Origin of the sequence: Mucilaginibacter sp., assembly GCF_041660805.1 — a bacterium.
Taxonomy (GTDB): Bacteria; Bacteroidota; Bacteroidia; order Sphingobacteriales; family Sphingobacteriaceae; genus Mucilaginibacter.
Genome location: NZ_JBAZVP010000028.1, coordinates 1 through 16,354, shown reverse-complemented (window position 1 = coordinate 16,354; position 16,354 = coordinate 1). Strand labels below are relative to the sequence as shown.

Genomic DNA, 16,354 nt, shown 5'->3' with positions numbered 1-16,354 from the left:
AAGGAAGAGCGCGCGACTCTCTTCCTTTTTATTAAAACTATTGATCCTGTAACAGCACATTGGTAGACGGTGAATGATTATTAACCGCGTTGTTGATCTCGGTCTGCAAGGCAGGAGTGATCACAGGTTTGGAATTACTGCCAACTGTCGCCTGAATGGAACACACGCTTGTCGTTCCGGGGCAGTCAGGAGTGCCGCTTGCTTCAACATAATTGAGCGGGTCAGTAATACTGCCTGATCCATCATAGGTAAACCATGATGTTGCAAAATGTGCTTTGTTGATTCTTACAGTTTTATGTGTGCTGGCCATAGCGATGCCAACACCTAATACAATTGTAAACATGGCTACTATAGCCATGACTTTATTTTTGAACAGTCTACTGTTCTTAATGATTGAACTTTTCATAATAGCAAAAAGGGTTCAAAAAACTTTATATTCGTATAGTTATGTGACGTTTTGCCTTTAGGCAGGCCTCACCGGAAACTTTTGCACCCATGGTGCTGCTGTTTCCATTTGCCCGAATAGCCCGGCACGGCTATTCGGGTTTTTCGTGAATACAGCCTCTTTACGGTCGTGGGTACTAGTGTGGGTAACTCTCTTTCGGACGTAAGCATGATTAAAAGGAGGCCGGATGTTGATGGTGTAAAACCACAGACATGCCGCCATGTACCTCCGGATAAAACGGATGCAAAGCGCTGCCATAGCGGCCAGCATGACCTTTGAGTTATAATCCTCTGCCATGTCCCTGATTGTTGCTGCATCAAACGTTTTCATCCTCTACATTTTTTCTTGTTAATCAACTTAACACCAGCGGCGCAGCCTTGGCGTCACCTGTCCTGGGTTTGTGCACTTTATCGCTGTACCCGCGTTCCATGCATCAGCATCCGGTGCCATCTTAACAGTACCGGCCGGATATCCCACTGATAGTAGTTTACTTTAGAGGCTGCTATCATGTTGCTGATGCTCTACCGCCAGGAAATGGCGGCTCGGCTCCCGGTACCCCCATCACATATCTTTGCAACAGTGTTGATCGTTGCGTTTAGTAAATCTCGGCATCTGTTTTCCCCTAAAGCATAAAAAAATAGAGATAATGAGGATTGAAAAACACTAAGGGAGGTAAGTTTTTTTATGCCTGTTTTTGAGAAAAAGGAGAGAATGGGCATAAAATAAGCCCTAAAGACTATCAGAAGGCGGGTATCCGAAAAATTTCTTGAACTGTATGCGAAAACTTTGCACATCCTTATATCCCACTAACATATATACTTCATTGGTGGATAGCTGGCCCGCTGCAAACAATTGTTTTGCCTTCTGTAAACGCAGATTGATCAGGAATGCATGTGGTGTGGTGCCAAATTCTTCTTTAAAGTTTTCGATCAGTGTTTTCTCCGTGATATGAAAAGTCCGGATCAGTGTTTGGTTGCTGAGTTCGGAGTCTGTATAGTTTTTTTCCAGAAAGTTTTTAACGCGGTATACCGGTTGTTCCAATTTGATCGAAACCATCTCGTCGTATTGGGCCAGTAACTGTTTGAAGAACCGGAGCAGCTCTGCTTCAATATCAGCTGCCTTATGATCATTCAGCTCGTATAACTGGAGCAATGTCCGGTAGATCGGTCCTGCTATCGGGCATCGGGGCATATGTCCATATAAGGAACTTCCGTTATCGAGGTCAAAAACAAATGCTTTCAGTTTGGGATATTGGCCGATATCTTTTTTCAGCCACTCCATTCTTGGAGCGATGTAAAAGATACGGTGAATGCCCGGCTGTAGCTGGCCAATATACTCGCCTGGCTTGTTGAATGTGGCATAGCATGTGCCCTTGTCTGCTTCGGTAATGAGCGTACCATCGGGAGTGGAAAAACGAATGTACCCCTCCAGCATGAAAAAAAGAAACAGGGCTGATTCCTCCACCTGGTAACTCAGAGACAACTCTTTGTCCAGTTTAAATTCATACAATTCAATATAAAACAGGTAATGGCTATGATACTGGCGAAGTAATGTACCCCCTTCCAGTCGGATCAACTCGGCATCGGTATAGTTTACCGGGTAACGACTGTACCCTGGCGGTTTTTGACGAATGGGGCTCCGGGAAATAACCGGAGAAGAAAAATATAAGATGATAGGGTTTTTCATAGGCTTGCTAAAAATCTGGCTGCCTCCTATCTGTATCAGGAGTCTGCCTTAGATGTGTTTAATCATAGATAATTTTAATATTGCAATAGCTTATTTAATTAAGCTGCTTAATCTCGGCGTTATTTATATTCAAAAGTGTGACATGCGTAAATATTTTTTTCGGGTTGAATAAATGCATTTTTTTAATGCGAAAACAGTGGTAAAAGGGTGGTGACTTTTGGGGGCGAAAAAGGGAGCAAACACCCAATAATTTGCCTGATTATCACTTCAACGCCAACAATTATTGCATAAATCGGCTCTTTTGGGGTTCCTCGCGATGAAAAAAAGTAAAAAATAGTTACTACCCTTTACCCCTGTAAAAAAAATTCTTCTCTCTATGACAGCAGTTTCATCATAACCGAACCATTTATTCTGATATGTATCGGGAGAATCTTCCGGCGAAGTATCCTTTTAATTTTCTCCTATTTATCTGTTTCCTTATTTCAGATGATCGTGCACTTATCTTATCTACCCTTTTCTTTGCAATTTTTAGCTAAAGCGTTAACACCGTATTTTATCAAATTAAAGTTATGCTCCTGAAAATCTTTTATCAATCGATTACATTACAAAATGAGTTGATCTACATTACAAAAAAGGTCGTTCTACCTTAATAAATGGATTAATATACATCACAAATGAAGTTGCTTTACCTACCCTTTTTTCGCAGTTTTTAGCTAAAACGTGAGTTTTATCCCATCTGGTTAAAGTTATAGTATGGGTGTCTTTTTGTCAATAAACAATGGTTCAGAACGTACTTAACAAATGATAAAATCAACATTGCCAATTGTTAATTGATCAATTAACAATTGGGTTGACTTATTACTTTTCTTATTCGCCGAATATTTTTGCACTTTTTATCATCCCATTATTGGCTATCTGAATATTGTTTGTTGACAGAAACCCTACAGAAAAGGCGCTCTCCTAATACCCATAGTATTCAGGACACATTAATGCAAAAACACTTTCCGTTTACACCATAAATTTCAACGATCCGTTCGGGATATGCTAAACGTTTATCGAATAATTTAAAACTTTAACTTATAGGATTTGTCACTGAAAAGTGTGTAGCGATGCTGATTCATCAGGCCCCGTTATTTGAAAATCTGAATGGTAAAAGAGCGTCCAATACTGGTACTTAGAGAACCAGTATTGGATTTTTTTAAACTAACCACTAATCCCGATAGGGTATAAAACAAACACAATTTTACTATATAGTCCCGATAGGGTATAATTATGACATTAATAGAAGATATGATCCCGATAGGGTATAGTTAATAAACTTTATTTATATTTGTACCCGAAAGGGTATAAATATGTTGTCAGAGTATTTGAAGAAAAAAAGGAAATCACTAAATCTCACACAGGAAGACCTGGCATCTAAAGCGGGAGTCGGACTTAGGGTCGTTCGTGAGATGGAACAGGGAAAACCAACATTGCGGATGGATAAAGTGAATCAGGTGTTGATGTTATTTGGCGCAGAACTCGGAGTGGTATTAAAAGTAAAAAATGATGAGTAGGAAAGGTTTGGTGTATTTTCAGGACACGCTTGCTGGTGTACTAGCAGAAACTGATGATGGTTACGAATTTACTTACCAGGCTGATTATTTAGAGAATAAGAACGCAAAGCCGGTAAGCTTAACGCTGCCATTGTCAACCCGGAAATATGAAAGTAAAGTATTGTTTGCTTTTTTCGATGGCTTGATACCGGAAGGTTGGCTGCTGGATTTGGCAACAACACACTGGAAGGTCAAAAGCAATGACCGGTTTGAATTGTTACTATTAACATGCAGGGATGCAATCGGAGCTGTAACGGTTATTCCCGAAATAGATTAAGCTATGGCAAATTGTTGGTTTTGTTATCAGGATGCAGGTACATCGTCTTATCATGAAAAATGTTCAAAGCGTTTTTTTGGTACGGCTAAGGTACCTGAGCTGGAATTGAATAATAAACTTTTGAAAACGTTGGGCGAACAGACCATCAACGAAAGGATCGCTGTGACCGGAGTTCAGCCCAAGCTTTCTGTTACCCTGAAAAAGACGAAGGAGCACAACCGTCTGACTATAGTAGGACTTTGGGGAGAATACATACTTAAACCACAACATCCTGGTTTTCCAGAAATGCCGCAATCAGAAGATCTGACTATGCATTTGGCAAGCCTGTTTAAAATGCCAACTTGCGATCATACTTTAATGGAGGCATCAGACGGCAGTTTGGTTTATCTTGCCCGTAGATTTGACCGGGTGAAAGGCCATAAGGTTCACATGGAAGATTTCTGCCAGCTTTCTGAATTTTTAACGGAAAATAAATACAAGGGATCTTATGAAAAGATCGGTAAGCTTATCCTGAAATACTGTACTCAAACTGGTTTTGATGCGCTGACTTATTTTGAACTGGTGTTATTTTCTTTTTTGACAGGCAACAATGATATGCACCTGAAAAACTTTTCTGTGCTGCACGGGGACGAAGGAGTAAGCTTAAGCCCTGCCTATGACCTTTTAAATGTAAATCTTGTTAATCCACAGGACGATGAAGAATTGGCCCTGACAATAAACGGCAAAAAGAAAAGAATTGGATTATCTGATTTTGATGTGTTGGCAAGAAGTATGAATATACCTGAAACCGCCGTTCGGAATACCTATAACAAATTTTCCTCCGGTAATAAGGAGGTTGGTAAGATGATTGAAGCATCATTCCTGAGCCCCGAAAAAAAAGCACTATACCTGGAAATTTGGAATAAAAAGCAACGGTTGTTTAATTGACAAGCCACAGTTATACATTGTGGATTTTCCTCCTGGTGAGAAAAAATAAAATCCTTATTCACCGCAGTCGCGAAGATAGCCCACGCCGGAATCAAACGTCAAGGGTGCACAAGCGGGCCGTTGTGCCCGCTTCCAGCGGTTGGCCCGTATTCTAAGACTTAAGCAAATAATTTATATTTTTAAATTTATCACTTACGATCTGTCTTTTGAAATAGCAGGTTATCGAAATTAAAACCCATGCCAGCCGCTGCATTTTGTAGTGTAAAGTATCAGCCTGACCCCGGTTTCCCTTTGTTAAAAGTACTGAACTGTCGCCGTCAACTTCAGGATTTTGCCATCTGTTGAAAAAAGTATTGTTTTTATAAGGCAACAAAATCCTCGTAGCTGGGGTGACCGCTGGGCTGTGAACCACAAGCGGTCATTACGGATTTATTTCGTTACATTTCCAAACCATTGATCATGATACGTACCTGCAAACTGCCTTACATCAGGATGATTGATAATGACCATAGGACTTTTTAAATTTATGAAATCTCAGCATATTGTGTTGGTAAGTTAAATGCGATTTTAAATGGTGCGCTTATTACTCTGATCTTAAACTCTTGGAAGGTACTGCGGAAGCTGCTTTAATTGTTTGGTAGCTTACTGTTAGCAAAGAGATTAAAACAGCCCCCAGACCGGCTATAGCAAATATCCACCATGGGATACTTGTACGATAATTGAATTGTTGCAACCATTGATTTAAAGATAGCCATGCAACCGGAATAGCGATAAAACAGGAAATTACAACCAGGGTTACAAAATCTATAGAAAGCATTTTCCAAATGTTTGTTATAGAAGCCCCTAGCACTTTGCGAACACCAATTTCTTTCTTCCTTTGTTCAGCAATAAAGGAAGCCAGTCCAAATAGTCCCAGACAACAAATAAAGGTGGAAAGAACGGCAAACAACGCACCTATTTTACCTACGCGTTCCTCATCAGAAAATTTCTTTGCATACTCCTCGTCCGTAAACTTGTAATCAAACGGAGCATTGGGATTATATTTTTTAAATACAGATTGGATTTTAACTAAAGCATCACCCATTGCCGACGTGGGTTTGATCCGTATTGTAATCACATTCGCCGCGTCATAACTTAAATAAAATATAGTTGGCTGTGCCGACGTGTATGGAGATTCCAAAATCATATTGTTAACTACACCTTTGATTTCATGAAGTTTCCCGTAAAATCTAATAGTGTGCCCAATGGAATTATTAAATCCGGTTAATTTTGCCGCTGCTTCATTTAATATGATAGAACCTGTATCTGCCACAAAACTTCTAGAAAAATCCCTCCCATTCTCTAATTTCCAACCGATTGTATTACCAAAATCATGTGTCACGCCAACTAATCCTATTAAAGGTTTATCATTAGGACCCATACCCTCCCAGGTAAAGTCCCTCGTTTTTACAGGCCCTTCCGTAGAATTAGTGGATGATTCTGCCATATTTTCGACTACTCCAGTCTGCATCAGATCATTTCTTAGGCTATTATAAGAAGCTCCATAAATTTCAGGCGTGTTCATGGAGAGCATAATTAGTCCTTCGCGGGTGTAACCAACGGGGCGTTGTTTGGCATATTGAATTTGCTTATAAATAATAATTGTACCTATAATTATGGTAATTGATGCTGTAAATTGCACAACCACCAATACCCTGCGGGGAAGCGAAGCTAATTTACCAACCCGGAAAACTCCTTTTAATACTTTCAGGGGGCTAAAAGAAGATAAGTAAAAAGCAGGATAACAACCCGAAATAAGACCAGTAAATGCTGTGAATGTTAAAATGAGTAGCCAAAACAAAGGATTAGAAAAGGGAAAAGAAAGCTGTTTTTCAGCTAATTGATTAAATAATGGAAGTGTTATAAACACCACGGCAATTGCCAGAAACATTGAAAAAAATGCAATCAATAAGGATTCCGTAAAAAATTGAATAATTAACTGGAACCGTAAAGAGCCGATTGCTTTACGTATACCAACCTCTTTAGCCCGTTTCTCACTCCTTGCAGTAGACAGGTTCATAAAATTTATACTGGCCAGGAGTAATACGATCGACCCGATTATTCCGAACATCCAAATGATCTGTATGCGACCACCTGCGGGGTTGCCATTTTTAAAGTCGCTATATAAATGCCACTTGCTCATTGGATATAATAAAATGGCTTCTTTCCCACCTTTTAGGTGAGCTTCGGCAATAGTTAAAATTTTAGCGTTTACTTTATTAAAATCAGTGTTATCATTCAACTCGACCAATAAATTCCAATTTCGAACACTCCAATCAGTCTGGGCATCTTTAATTCCGCCACCAAAAGTTGATATAGCCTTATCCCAGGCTAAAAAAAGTTTTGTATCATGATAGGTTGTGTTTTCCGGCAGATCTTCATATACACCACCTACTTTTAAGGAGGTCATATTGTCGAGTTTCACCGTTTTATTCATTGGATCTAAGTTTCCAAATAATGCTACCGACAATGATTGTGAGATTAAAACGGAAGAGGGGTCATTAAGCGCATTTCGATTCCCTGAAATCATGTTAAGTGTAAGCATTTCAGGTAAATCAGGTTGTGTCCATACCCCCGATGCTGAAATCTTTTTTTCACCGAGGCTGAGGGTATGTACAAAGTTTGGGAATACAAGTGCCATCCGCTTAAAATCTCTGGAATATTTACTGCGAAATTCTGCTTCAAGCGGTATGGCGACCATTTGACTTGTATTAGTTACCCCATTTATAGTTTGGTTATCTATTGCGCGAGCGAGTTTGCTGTAGTTTTTATGATAGGTATCAAAGGAAATTTCATCACCAATCCAAAGACCGATAAGCAATGCAACTATCATACCTGTTGCCAAGCCAGCTATATTGATAACGGAATAAGTTTTGTTTCTAACTAAATTGCGCCAGGCGACTTTAAGATAATGATTTATCATATTCGGAAGTTAATAAGTAAATAAATCCTAAAAACTCAAATTTGACACCAAAATATCAATTGATTGATTTTCACTGCAGTATGGTAATTTTCATAATGGCTTTGTAACATAAACGAACACCTACCTGTTCGGTATCAATACTGTGTGAGATAGTTTTTTCAAAGTCGAGTCATCGGTCAATAACTATTTTAATATGGCATTCTATATTCACCATATTCGTAATGATAGCCATCGTCGGGATAAAATGTAAAGGCCATATGAACGGGCAGTTGTGTTTTGTTTTTTTAGTGGCTTGCCTAAGACTTTACCTAATGAAAAGTTAAAAAAATAATTTCGGCTTTATTACTTTTATTATGTGAGAACGCTAAGGGGTTTTAGGGCGCTTGACCTGTTAATAGGTGCCTATTTATTTATAAGCCTAAATATATAGGCAATGATTGCCCACCTCTTGGTGATATAAACTAAAGTCTTCTTTTTATTTATTGCAGCGATAATTTGGTAAGCTGCCTTATTAACAGGCGCAACCCAAAACAATCCTTCCCCTTTCGCCATTGCGGTATCGACAAAACCCGGTCTAACATCTGTAATATTTATTGGTGAATTTGACTTTTTCAGCTTGCTTCGCAAACCTTTTAAATAGTTAATTTGAAAGGCTTTACTTGCATTATAAGCAGGCGCAACATCGCTGCTTATCATACCTGCCAACGAGGTTATTGCCACAAAATGACCTGACGATTGTTTTTCAAAACATTTAACTGTCCAGTTAGCAATCTTGGTAAAAGCTGTTACGTTTAACTCAATAGTCTGTTGTTCAAGAACAAAATCAACTGTTTCATTAAGATTCCCTACCCCTGAGCATAAAATCAAAAGATCAAGCCCATCAAGTCGCTTCTTAAGATATTCAAGATTAGAATCCACAGAATCGAGGTCAGTATTATCCATCTGGGCATAAAATATTTTATCAGGGTATTTGCATTTAAGCTCTTCCAACAAATCCACTCTTCTGCCAGTAATGCCCACAACATGATTTCCTCGCACCAGTTGCAATGTTAGTTCTTTACCTATGCCAGATGATGCACCAATAATAATAATTTTTGTTGCCGGAGTAGTGTTCATGTGTGACATTTTAGATTAGATTTATACGATTGGAGTATATGATTTTAGCTATGTTACAGATATACTGCAATAATACAATCTAAAAATCAATACAATCTGCTGCTTAATTAAACTGTGATACATCCTTAAGTCAGTTAATCCTTTATATTTAAAAGTTATATAGTTATTTCATCTTCTCTCGCCACAAAGTTTTATTTTGGCCGGAACCCCTAAAGGGTAATATAAACAGCTCTGCCCACTGGCCTGCGCTTCGCTGCCCTTGACGGAACCCGACCAAAATAAGGAGCGGTGTTTACGAGTTAAGATGAAAAGCCCTAAGCTGCGTGTTTCATCAGATCCACATAAGCGGTTCCCCTGTTAACCACTGCAAACATTCTGGCAATAAGCTTATTTCGAATAACATTGAGTGTGCTCATTTTATTTTTTCCTTCACTTACCCTTCTTTTATAATAGACCTTCAATTCTGGATTATATGCGCAAGCGCATATAGCTACCAAATGGATCAATTTTTTTATTTGCCGGTTCGATAAGCTGCTGACTCGTGTTTTACCTTTTATACTGGTGCCTGATTGGTGCTCAAAGGGTGCCGTTCCTACATAACAGGCAAACTTGCGCCAATTGGTAAACCGGGTGAAATTATGGGTGCAAGCAATCATATTAGCAGCTAAAACAGGCCCCACGCATTTGATGCTGGTAAGTAATTTGTAGTTTGCTTTGATTTTTTCATCGCTTTCTATAACTGCCTTAATCTGACTTTCAAGCTTTTTAATTTGCAGCGTTAAATTCTGAACGAGGGATTTATAGATTTGAAACATTCCCTTATACTCCTTTTCATCCAATGCCTTATTTTGCTCCTTCCATGTTGCCTCAAAGCCTCCACGATCCCGTACCAGGCGATCTCTTAATGTAAGCAATGATTGAAGTCTCAAAATCCCTTTGGCTGGCAATATAGTTGATTGCAACGTTTCCCGGTGCAACCAGGCATATTCCGCAATTCTTTGCGCATCTACCTGATCACTTTTACCTCTCCTGATCCCAATGGATTGCTTGATTTGAAGTGCAGGAAGCATAGCAAAAGAGACATTAACTTCGTTGAGATACATAGCCAACTTGATAGAATACATGCCTGTATGTTCAAAGGCTATTATTGCCTTTGTGAGATCAGAAACTTTACCATGTTTTTTCACCCACGCTAAAAGGGATGCAAAACCCTTTTCGTTGTTGCTAAATGTTTTGGAGACATTGATTAAATGTAAGTGGGCATCAATAGTAAGCTTTGATACATCCACACCAATAAACGTGTTGTATTTCATGTTGAATAGATTAATTGATGTGCGCAGACTAAAACCTTTATAAGACCTTATGTCTAAAATTCTAATTTGTCATTGACATCGACTTGCGACTCGGAATAGGGACTAATACGAAGCATAGGTCGTTAACCTGGGCCTTGACTTGGTTCACCCCATTCTTTGTCAACAAGTTAGTTGTTCGTTAATATTTACACAGTGGACCTAAATAGCCTGAAACAGGGACTAATACGGGCCATAGGTCTTTAGCCTGGGCCTTGACTTGGTTCACCCTGTTCCTTGCCATTAAGTCATCACGTTAACTTTATCCACAAAATATTGTTGATCAAAAAGAAAAAGAAGCAAAAAGAAAAAGGTGTGGGAATGTGGTAAACTCGTTAGAGTTTACCACATTCCCACACCCTAACAATAACAAGCTTTTGATTAATGATTTCACCCTGCTAATCTAAAGGCCCTTGACATTTGATCCGGCTAAGCGCTTTTGTTGCTTAAGCGTTGAATAAGGCTCGGTTGTTCACAAGCTTTCCTATTTCTTTTGCAATTGTTTGAGCCGGCCTTGATAGGATTGCCAGTAGTACCGTTTTGTGGTGTCGTCCAAGAACGAGGAAAATGTGAACCGCTCAACAGCGTCTGATTGCGAAACCATTAATTCCATCATTTCATTAAATACTTTTTCCGTGATACCTGCTTCCGCGGCCAACACACTGAATTGATGCCTTAATTTACCTTGTACCATGTTTTTTGGTAATAGACCGTCATCAAATGCGAAGTCCCGGTCGTTTATATGGACGCGACTATTCAATAGATCATAAGCAGGGCTGAGGCGGTAATCGCCAAGCGGCGTTTCCAGTAACGAGAAATTCTTAAAGTGAGCATCTCCATTCGAGAATAAATAATTGAAAATTAATAGTTTCAGTAGCTTTGGCGCTTCGAGTTTATATGCCGGCACGAATTTTTCCATCAGTTGGAATAGCTCAAGGTAATTTCCTTCGTACTTATAATGTTCACCGTGCGTTTGAGGTGTCCTGCCTGCAAGCGAAGCAAAATCATCTTGCGCCAGTTTGCTGCCATCCGACTTAACGTCGAACCGCTTGGTAATATATGCAGGCGCGCCATTTTTAAAAAAAATCAGGGCATTCTCGGCGGTTTCAATACCGTAGACCTGGCGGGCGATTTGCATCGTTACATGCTCATTTGCCGGCATCTGATCCGATTTTCGGCCAGCATTTGGAATCGGTTTAAGAATATATTTCCCACGCTCCCCCTCGCTGATCAGCCTAAGTTTGTTCTTTTCCAGCAAGACCGAGAATTTCTCCTGTACGCCCGAGATGGACATTTGTTTCCTGTTTTCTTCGAATAATTCATCAGTTTCCGGGTTAGAAGCGGGTGATTCGTAAGGCAGAATATGGCTGACCTTTTTTCCATTGAAAACACGGACAAGACAAGTACGGCTATAAGTATTGTAACCGGGTGCTAATGTGCCGGGGCAATATTTAATTTCTGGTATGCTCATTCGTTTTCAATTTTATGTATGGTTACCGCGCCGATGGTATCGTTTTTTGCAATAGTGATCAATAACCCGAAATAATCATCCCGGTCCAGGCGGTTGAGTTTACACACGACCTGCTTATTGGAGCCTTCCGGCAGCATATTATAAAAAAAGGGGAAAAGAAATTCGGAATGATATGCTTTGTGTCTCTTTGGCAAAGTAAGGCTAATGGCCGCTTTGCCCGGATCGTCGACCCAGGAAGGATCATACGCAAATGAGAACGATCCATCGTCATGCTGGGTTAATGTACCGACTGCTTCATCTTTAAATAATACTTGTGCCGTTCTCATTAATTATTCGATTTCGTCTTTATTTTCATGGTTATTTCGAGGCCTAATGCATCTCCAAGTTTTTGCAACGTTATTATAGTTGGATTTCCTTTCCCGCTTTCGAATTGCTTAACGGTTCTCAATCCTACGCCCGACAATTCTGCCAGCGTTTCTTGTGTAACCTGGAGTGACTCCCGCCGCTCCTTTATCATCTTTATAAGTTTTTCAAAGTGCATTATGTTGCTCTATTTATTGCAAATATATTATTTATAGTTATAATTACATTAAAAAGTGCAGTAAACTACACTTTTTAATGTAAGCTTCAGACTTTGCAAAGAAGCCAAGCAAAAAGTGCAGTATATTGCTCTTTTATAACGTAGATTATCCACAGAAGCCTTTTGTTTTCATGTATATTGTCAATTAAAGTTATGTAAATTGAAAGTTTTTGCCATGTAAATTGTAAGTTTATCTGTGATTTTATAAAAGATGAGCAAATAAAATTTGCATTTAAATAGATTAATCGTAATATTGCAATATAAAATCATGGGATTAACAAAAACAGAAATATTTACGGAAGAGCAGAACAGGTTAGCTGTTATGCTGAAAGCAGTAGCGCATCCTGCGCGGATAGCTATCTTACAGTATATCATCAAATCCAATACCTGTATCTGCGGTGACCTGGTAGATGAACTGGGGCTGGCACAACCGACGATTTCACAGCATTTGAGAGAATTGAAAATGGCCGGTTTGATACAGGGTACAATTGAAGGTGTAAGCGTATGTTACTGCATCAACCCTCCGGTATGGAATGAATTAAGAGAGCAAATGAGCGGCTTCTTTGCTGCTTATGACCTGAAGGCCACTTGCTGCTAAAAAAATTTGAATTAATTAATCGCAATATTGCAATAATAAAATAGAAGAAAGCCATGAATAAAGTAGAAGCGATCAACTGGAAAACCTTTAAAGACACCCTATTACTGCATCCCGACCTTGACCTGCAATTCCAATATGCAGAAGGTAAGCTGGTAGATGCCGCTTATCATATTACAGAGATCAAACAGGCTCCGATCACTTCGGTGGACTGCGGCGGTGTGATGAATGCCTGGACAGAGATCATCGTACAGCTTTGGGTGCCTGAAGGCGAACAGCAAGAGCGCTCCATGAAAGTTGGCAAAGCTTTATCAATAGTAAACATCGTAGAGAAAATGCTGCCGCTTAATCCGAACGGCACGGTAAAGATCGAGTTCGGTAATTCTGAATTTGATACCCGGCAGATGTTCCCTAACGAAATGATCGTGAACGGCGAAGCTTTAACAATTGACCTGCGCCCTGATGCCGTACAATGCAAAGCACAAACCCGTGGCGGCAGTTGCGGTACAAACGATAAAGGCGAAGAATGCTGCGCACCTGCGGCGGCAGAGAAACCGAAAGTACAATTAGTTAACCTGGCTGCGCCTGCGGAAGCTTGCTGCACACCGGGCGGAGGCTGCTGCTAATATAACAACCATGATCATAGACCAGGCCCAACCTTATAAAGACAAAATCATCGAACTGCTGGCCGCTGAAAAGCTGCCCATAGCTGACCTGCCCGAAACGCTGGATAATTTTATTGTCGCCATACAAGATGGTACGGTAATCGGTGTTGGAGGCGTTGAAGTTTTTGGAAACTACGGGTTACTCAGGTCTTTAGCGGTACAACCTGAAAAGCGGGGTTTAGGTATTGCCGGTAAACTGCTGGCCCGGCTGGACGCGATGTGTAAGTTGAAAGGCTTGATTGAATTATACCTGTTAACAGAAACGGCGCCGGCTTACTTCGAGCGTAAAAGCTATTTAAAAATAACCAGGGAAGATGTGCCTACGGAAGTCAGAGTTTCATCAGAGTTCAGTCACGTTTGCCCAGTATCAGCCATCGTAATGAAAAAAACACTAAGATGAGTAAGAAGAATATACTGGTTTTATGCACCGGCAATAGTTGCCGCAGCCAGCTGGCTGAAGGTTATCTGCGCTATTTTGCAGGCGAAAAAGCTAATATATACAGCGCCGGGATAGAAACGCACGGGGTCAATCCCAAAGCCATTCAGGTTATGGCCGAAGATCATATTGATATTTCGAAACATACCTCTAACCATGTGGATGAATACATCGGAATCCCCTTTGACCAGGTGATCACCGTCTGCGACAACGCAAACGAAGCCTGTCCGTTCTTTCCGGGCAAAGTGGAGCGTTTTCATGAGAACTTTCCTGACCCGGCCAAAGCAACAGGAGCACCGGATGAAGTCATGGATGAGTTCAGGCGGGTAAGAGACCTGATCAAGGTCTATGCAGCCGACTTTGTTCAGGATCACGTAAAGAACTGATTAGAATGCACAGGGGAAATGGCTGTGCTTTTTTTAGCATCAGATCAATCGCTAAATAGCAATAAAACAATGTAATAGAAAAAGATTATGGGGCAAACACAATCCAAATTTGATCTTCAGGATGTCGAATTAGCAAACTTTTCCAGGGCGCTGGCTTTGCCGGCCCGCGTAATGATCGTTAGGATATTGATGGAGCAGCAAGATTGGGTAACGAGCAGTACGTTTAAAGAACTGCCATTGGCTCCGGAGGTAACAGAAAAGCACTTAAACGCATTGAGAGTAGTAAAGCTGGTCAATAAAATGACCCGCAACGGCATTACCTTTTACCAACTCAACTTCGAGCTTTTTAAAGCGATGTCAACACAGTTGGCAATACTGGTCAGCGAAATAGCCAGTCATGAACCGCATAAATAAAACCAAATAATCCAATAAAACCTAAAATTATGAAACCCTTATTCAACGTATTTTTAGCAGGCCTGCTGGTAGTAGGCTCCGCTTTCGCCCCCGTAGCTGATTCTATTTATCCTGAACTGGTGCAATCTTTTAAACAAATAAAAAAAAGCAACCCTGTTTCTTATGAACGTCAGGAAGTATTGACCGGTATCCAGCAGATGGGCATTGTAGCGAAAGGTCAAAAGAAGCCGGTTTTGATCGAACTGATCAGTAATGACGGTTTTAGCGCTCCCTTTGCGAAAGCCGTTTTGAAAGCAGCCTTATCGAACAATGGCATTAATGATGTCAAAGTATTTGCCGTTGGTGCTGCCCCATCGGAAAAATTAGCACCAGCCTTGACCAAACTGGGCTTCAAGGTAGGTACGGATGGTGGTCTTAACGCCAAATATAATGACCAGGGTGGCTCTGTTACATTTGAAAGTTCAGCATCCAACCCGCAGGCGGTGCATGTGCTGTTGAATGAGGATGCATCGTCTTTACTGAGCAGCCCGGACAAATTCGCGGTTAAATTAAAATACCCTGGTCTTACAGGAGCAACAGATGAACAAATCCAGCAACAGGAAAAACTGATCGCTGCCGAAATGATCTTTGTGGCTAATAAGATAAAAGATAACTGGAACTATTAATATTCACTTCACATTAAAACACGAACTTCAAATATGTCAGCAAACAACTGTGCCCCGGTGGCCGAACGAAAAAAACTAAGTTTCCTTGACAGATACTTAACCTTGTGGATCTTCCTGGCGATGGCCATAGGAGTAGGTATCGGTTACTTTATTCCCTCGTCATCGGGATTCATCAACTCTTTTTCCAGCGGAACAACGAATATCCCGCTTGCTATCGGTCTGATCTTAATGATGTACCCGCCACTTGCCAAAGTGAAATATGAAAATATGGGTGAGGTATTCAAGGACACTAAAGTATTAAGCGCGTCCCTGATCTTAAACTGGATAGTTGGCCCAATATTGATGTTCGTGTTAGCGATTACCTTATTGCGTGACCACCCGGCTTATATGGTGGGTTTGATTCTCATCGGACTGGCCCGTTGTATTGCGATGGTAGTGGTATGGAACGAACTGGCTGAAGGTAACCGGGAATATGCAGCAGGTCTGATAGCCTTGAACAGTATCTTCCAAGTATTATTGTACAGCGTTTATGCTTACGTATTTATTACCGTGTTACCTCCATTATTCGGATTGAAAGGTTTAGCAGTTGATATTACCATCGGGGAGATAGCCAAGAGCGTGGGCATTTACTTAGGTATTCCCTTTGCCGCAGGCGTTATCAGCCGTTACACTTTAATCAAACTCAAAGGCGAAGAATGGTTCCAAACGAAATATGTACCGTTCATATCGCCCATCACCCTGATAGCTTTGCTATTTACCATCGTGGTCATGTTCAGCTTAAAAGG

Annotated in this window: 19 protein-coding genes; 10 read left to right on the top strand and 9 right to left on the bottom strand. The window is 40.5% G+C overall.

All coding sequences use genetic code 11. The features are described from left to right. Positions 1–37 precede the first annotated feature (37 nt). The 3 genes from WC743_RS22890 to WC743_RS22880 form a co-directional block, all read right to left on the bottom strand. Positions 38–358, bottom strand: coding sequence for a hypothetical protein (locus WC743_RS22890; RefSeq protein WP_373015883.1), 321 nt, complete (start codon positions 356–358; stop codon positions 38–40). A 105-nt stretch (positions 359–463) separates the two neighbouring features. Continuing rightward, entirely contained in the window at positions 464–775 is a 312-nt protein-coding gene (locus tag WC743_RS22885) for a hypothetical protein (RefSeq protein WP_373015882.1), read from the bottom strand. A 399-nt stretch (positions 776–1,174) separates the two neighbouring features. Continuing rightward, positions 1,175–2,131, bottom strand: coding sequence for a helix-turn-helix domain-containing protein (locus tag WC743_RS22880; protein ID WP_373015881.1), 957 nt, complete (start codon positions 2,129–2,131; stop codon positions 1,175–1,177). A gap of 1,352 nt (positions 2,132–3,483) precedes the next feature. On the opposite strand from WC743_RS22880, the gene WC743_RS22875 reads away from it, so the two are divergent. Genes WC743_RS22875 through WC743_RS22865 form a run of 3 tightly spaced genes read left to right on the top strand, consistent with a single transcriptional unit; the run spans position 3,484 to position 4,930 of the window. Further along, positions 3,484–3,687 carry a helix-turn-helix transcriptional regulator gene (locus WC743_RS22875; protein WP_090463249.1) on the top strand — a complete coding sequence of 68 codons (204 nt, stop codon included), beginning with the start codon at positions 3,484–3,486 and terminating at the stop codon, positions 3,685–3,687. Further along, a complete protein-coding gene (locus WC743_RS22870) occupies positions 3,677–4,003 on the top strand; it encodes a HipA N-terminal domain-containing protein (RefSeq protein ID WP_253952241.1) in 327 nt (108 codons plus the stop codon). The genes WC743_RS22875 and WC743_RS22870 overlap by 11 nt, the downstream gene beginning before the upstream one ends. Before the next feature lie 3 nt (positions 4,004–4,006). After that, the gene (locus tag WC743_RS22865; RefSeq protein ID WP_373015880.1) at positions 4,007–4,930 is read left to right on the top strand and encodes a HipA domain-containing protein; all 924 of its coding nucleotides are present in this window, start codon (positions 4,007–4,009) and stop codon (positions 4,928–4,930) included. 583 nt (positions 4,931–5,513) lie between these two features. On the opposite strand, the gene WC743_RS22860 is transcribed toward WC743_RS22865, so the two are convergent. From WC743_RS22860 to WC743_RS22835, 6 genes are all read right to left on the bottom strand, one after another. After that, complete coding sequence (locus tag WC743_RS22860; protein WP_373015879.1) at positions 5,514–7,892, bottom strand: ABC transporter permease; 2,379 nt, start codon at positions 7,890–7,892, stop codon at positions 5,514–5,516. A 402-nt stretch (positions 7,893–8,294) separates the two neighbouring features. Next, complete coding sequence (locus tag WC743_RS22855) at positions 8,295–9,008, bottom strand: SDR family NAD(P)-dependent oxidoreductase (RefSeq protein WP_373015878.1); 714 nt, start codon at positions 9,006–9,008, stop codon at positions 8,295–8,297. A 314-nt stretch (positions 9,009–9,322) separates the two neighbouring features. Beyond that, on the bottom strand, positions 9,323–10,321 hold the full coding sequence (locus WC743_RS22850) for an IS110 family transposase (RefSeq protein ID WP_373015877.1): 999 nt from the start codon (positions 10,319–10,321) through the stop codon (positions 9,323–9,325). Between the two features lie 520 nt (positions 10,322–10,841). Continuing rightward, positions 10,842–11,828, bottom strand: a complete 987-nt coding sequence (locus tag WC743_RS22845; RefSeq protein WP_373015876.1) for a type II toxin-antitoxin system HipA family toxin — start codon at positions 11,826–11,828, stop codon at positions 10,842–10,844. Then, a complete protein-coding gene (locus tag WC743_RS22840) occupies positions 11,825–12,154 on the bottom strand; it encodes a HipA N-terminal domain-containing protein (protein WP_373015875.1) in 330 nt (109 codons plus the stop codon). Before WC743_RS22840 ends, WC743_RS22845 begins: the two co-directional genes overlap by 4 nt. Next, positions 12,154–12,345, bottom strand: coding sequence for a helix-turn-helix domain-containing protein (locus tag WC743_RS22835; protein ID WP_373015935.1), 192 nt, complete (start codon positions 12,343–12,345; stop codon positions 12,154–12,156). Before WC743_RS22835 ends, WC743_RS22840 begins: the two co-directional genes overlap by 1 nt. Positions 12,346–12,676: 331 nt before the next feature. Here WC743_RS22835 and WC743_RS22830 point away from each other — a divergent pair, with 331 nt between their 5' ends. From WC743_RS22830 to arsB, 7 genes are all read left to right on the top strand, one after another. Continuing rightward, positions 12,677–13,006, top strand: a complete 330-nt coding sequence (locus tag WC743_RS22830; protein ID WP_373015874.1) for an ArsR/SmtB family transcription factor — start codon at positions 12,677–12,679, stop codon at positions 13,004–13,006. Positions 13,007–13,059: 53 nt separating this feature from the next. Further along, the gene (locus tag WC743_RS22825; protein ID WP_373015873.1) at positions 13,060–13,629 is read left to right on the top strand and encodes a DUF6428 family protein; all 570 of its coding nucleotides are present in this window, start codon (positions 13,060–13,062) and stop codon (positions 13,627–13,629) included. Between the two features lie 10 nt (positions 13,630–13,639). Beyond that, complete coding sequence (arsN2, locus tag WC743_RS22820) at positions 13,640–14,068, top strand: arsenic resistance N-acetyltransferase ArsN2 (RefSeq protein WP_373015872.1); 429 nt, start codon at positions 13,640–13,642, stop codon at positions 14,066–14,068. Continuing rightward, entirely contained in the window at positions 14,065–14,490 is a 426-nt protein-coding gene (locus WC743_RS22815) for an arsenate reductase ArsC (RefSeq protein WP_373015871.1), read from the top strand. The genes arsN2 and WC743_RS22815 overlap by 4 nt, the downstream gene beginning before the upstream one ends. Positions 14,491–14,577: 87 nt before the next feature. After that, complete coding sequence (locus WC743_RS22810; protein WP_373015870.1) at positions 14,578–14,904, top strand: hypothetical protein; 327 nt, start codon at positions 14,578–14,580, stop codon at positions 14,902–14,904. Positions 14,905–14,933: 29 nt separating this feature from the next. Beyond that, positions 14,934–15,569 carry a hypothetical protein gene (locus tag WC743_RS22805; protein WP_373015869.1) on the top strand — a complete coding sequence of 212 codons (636 nt, stop codon included), beginning with the start codon at positions 14,934–14,936 and terminating at the stop codon, positions 15,567–15,569. A 33-nt stretch (positions 15,570–15,602) separates the two neighbouring features. Then, the coding region (arsB, locus tag WC743_RS22800; protein ID WP_373015868.1) for an ACR3 family arsenite efflux transporter at positions 15,603–16,354 on the top strand (752 nt) is incomplete at its 3' end.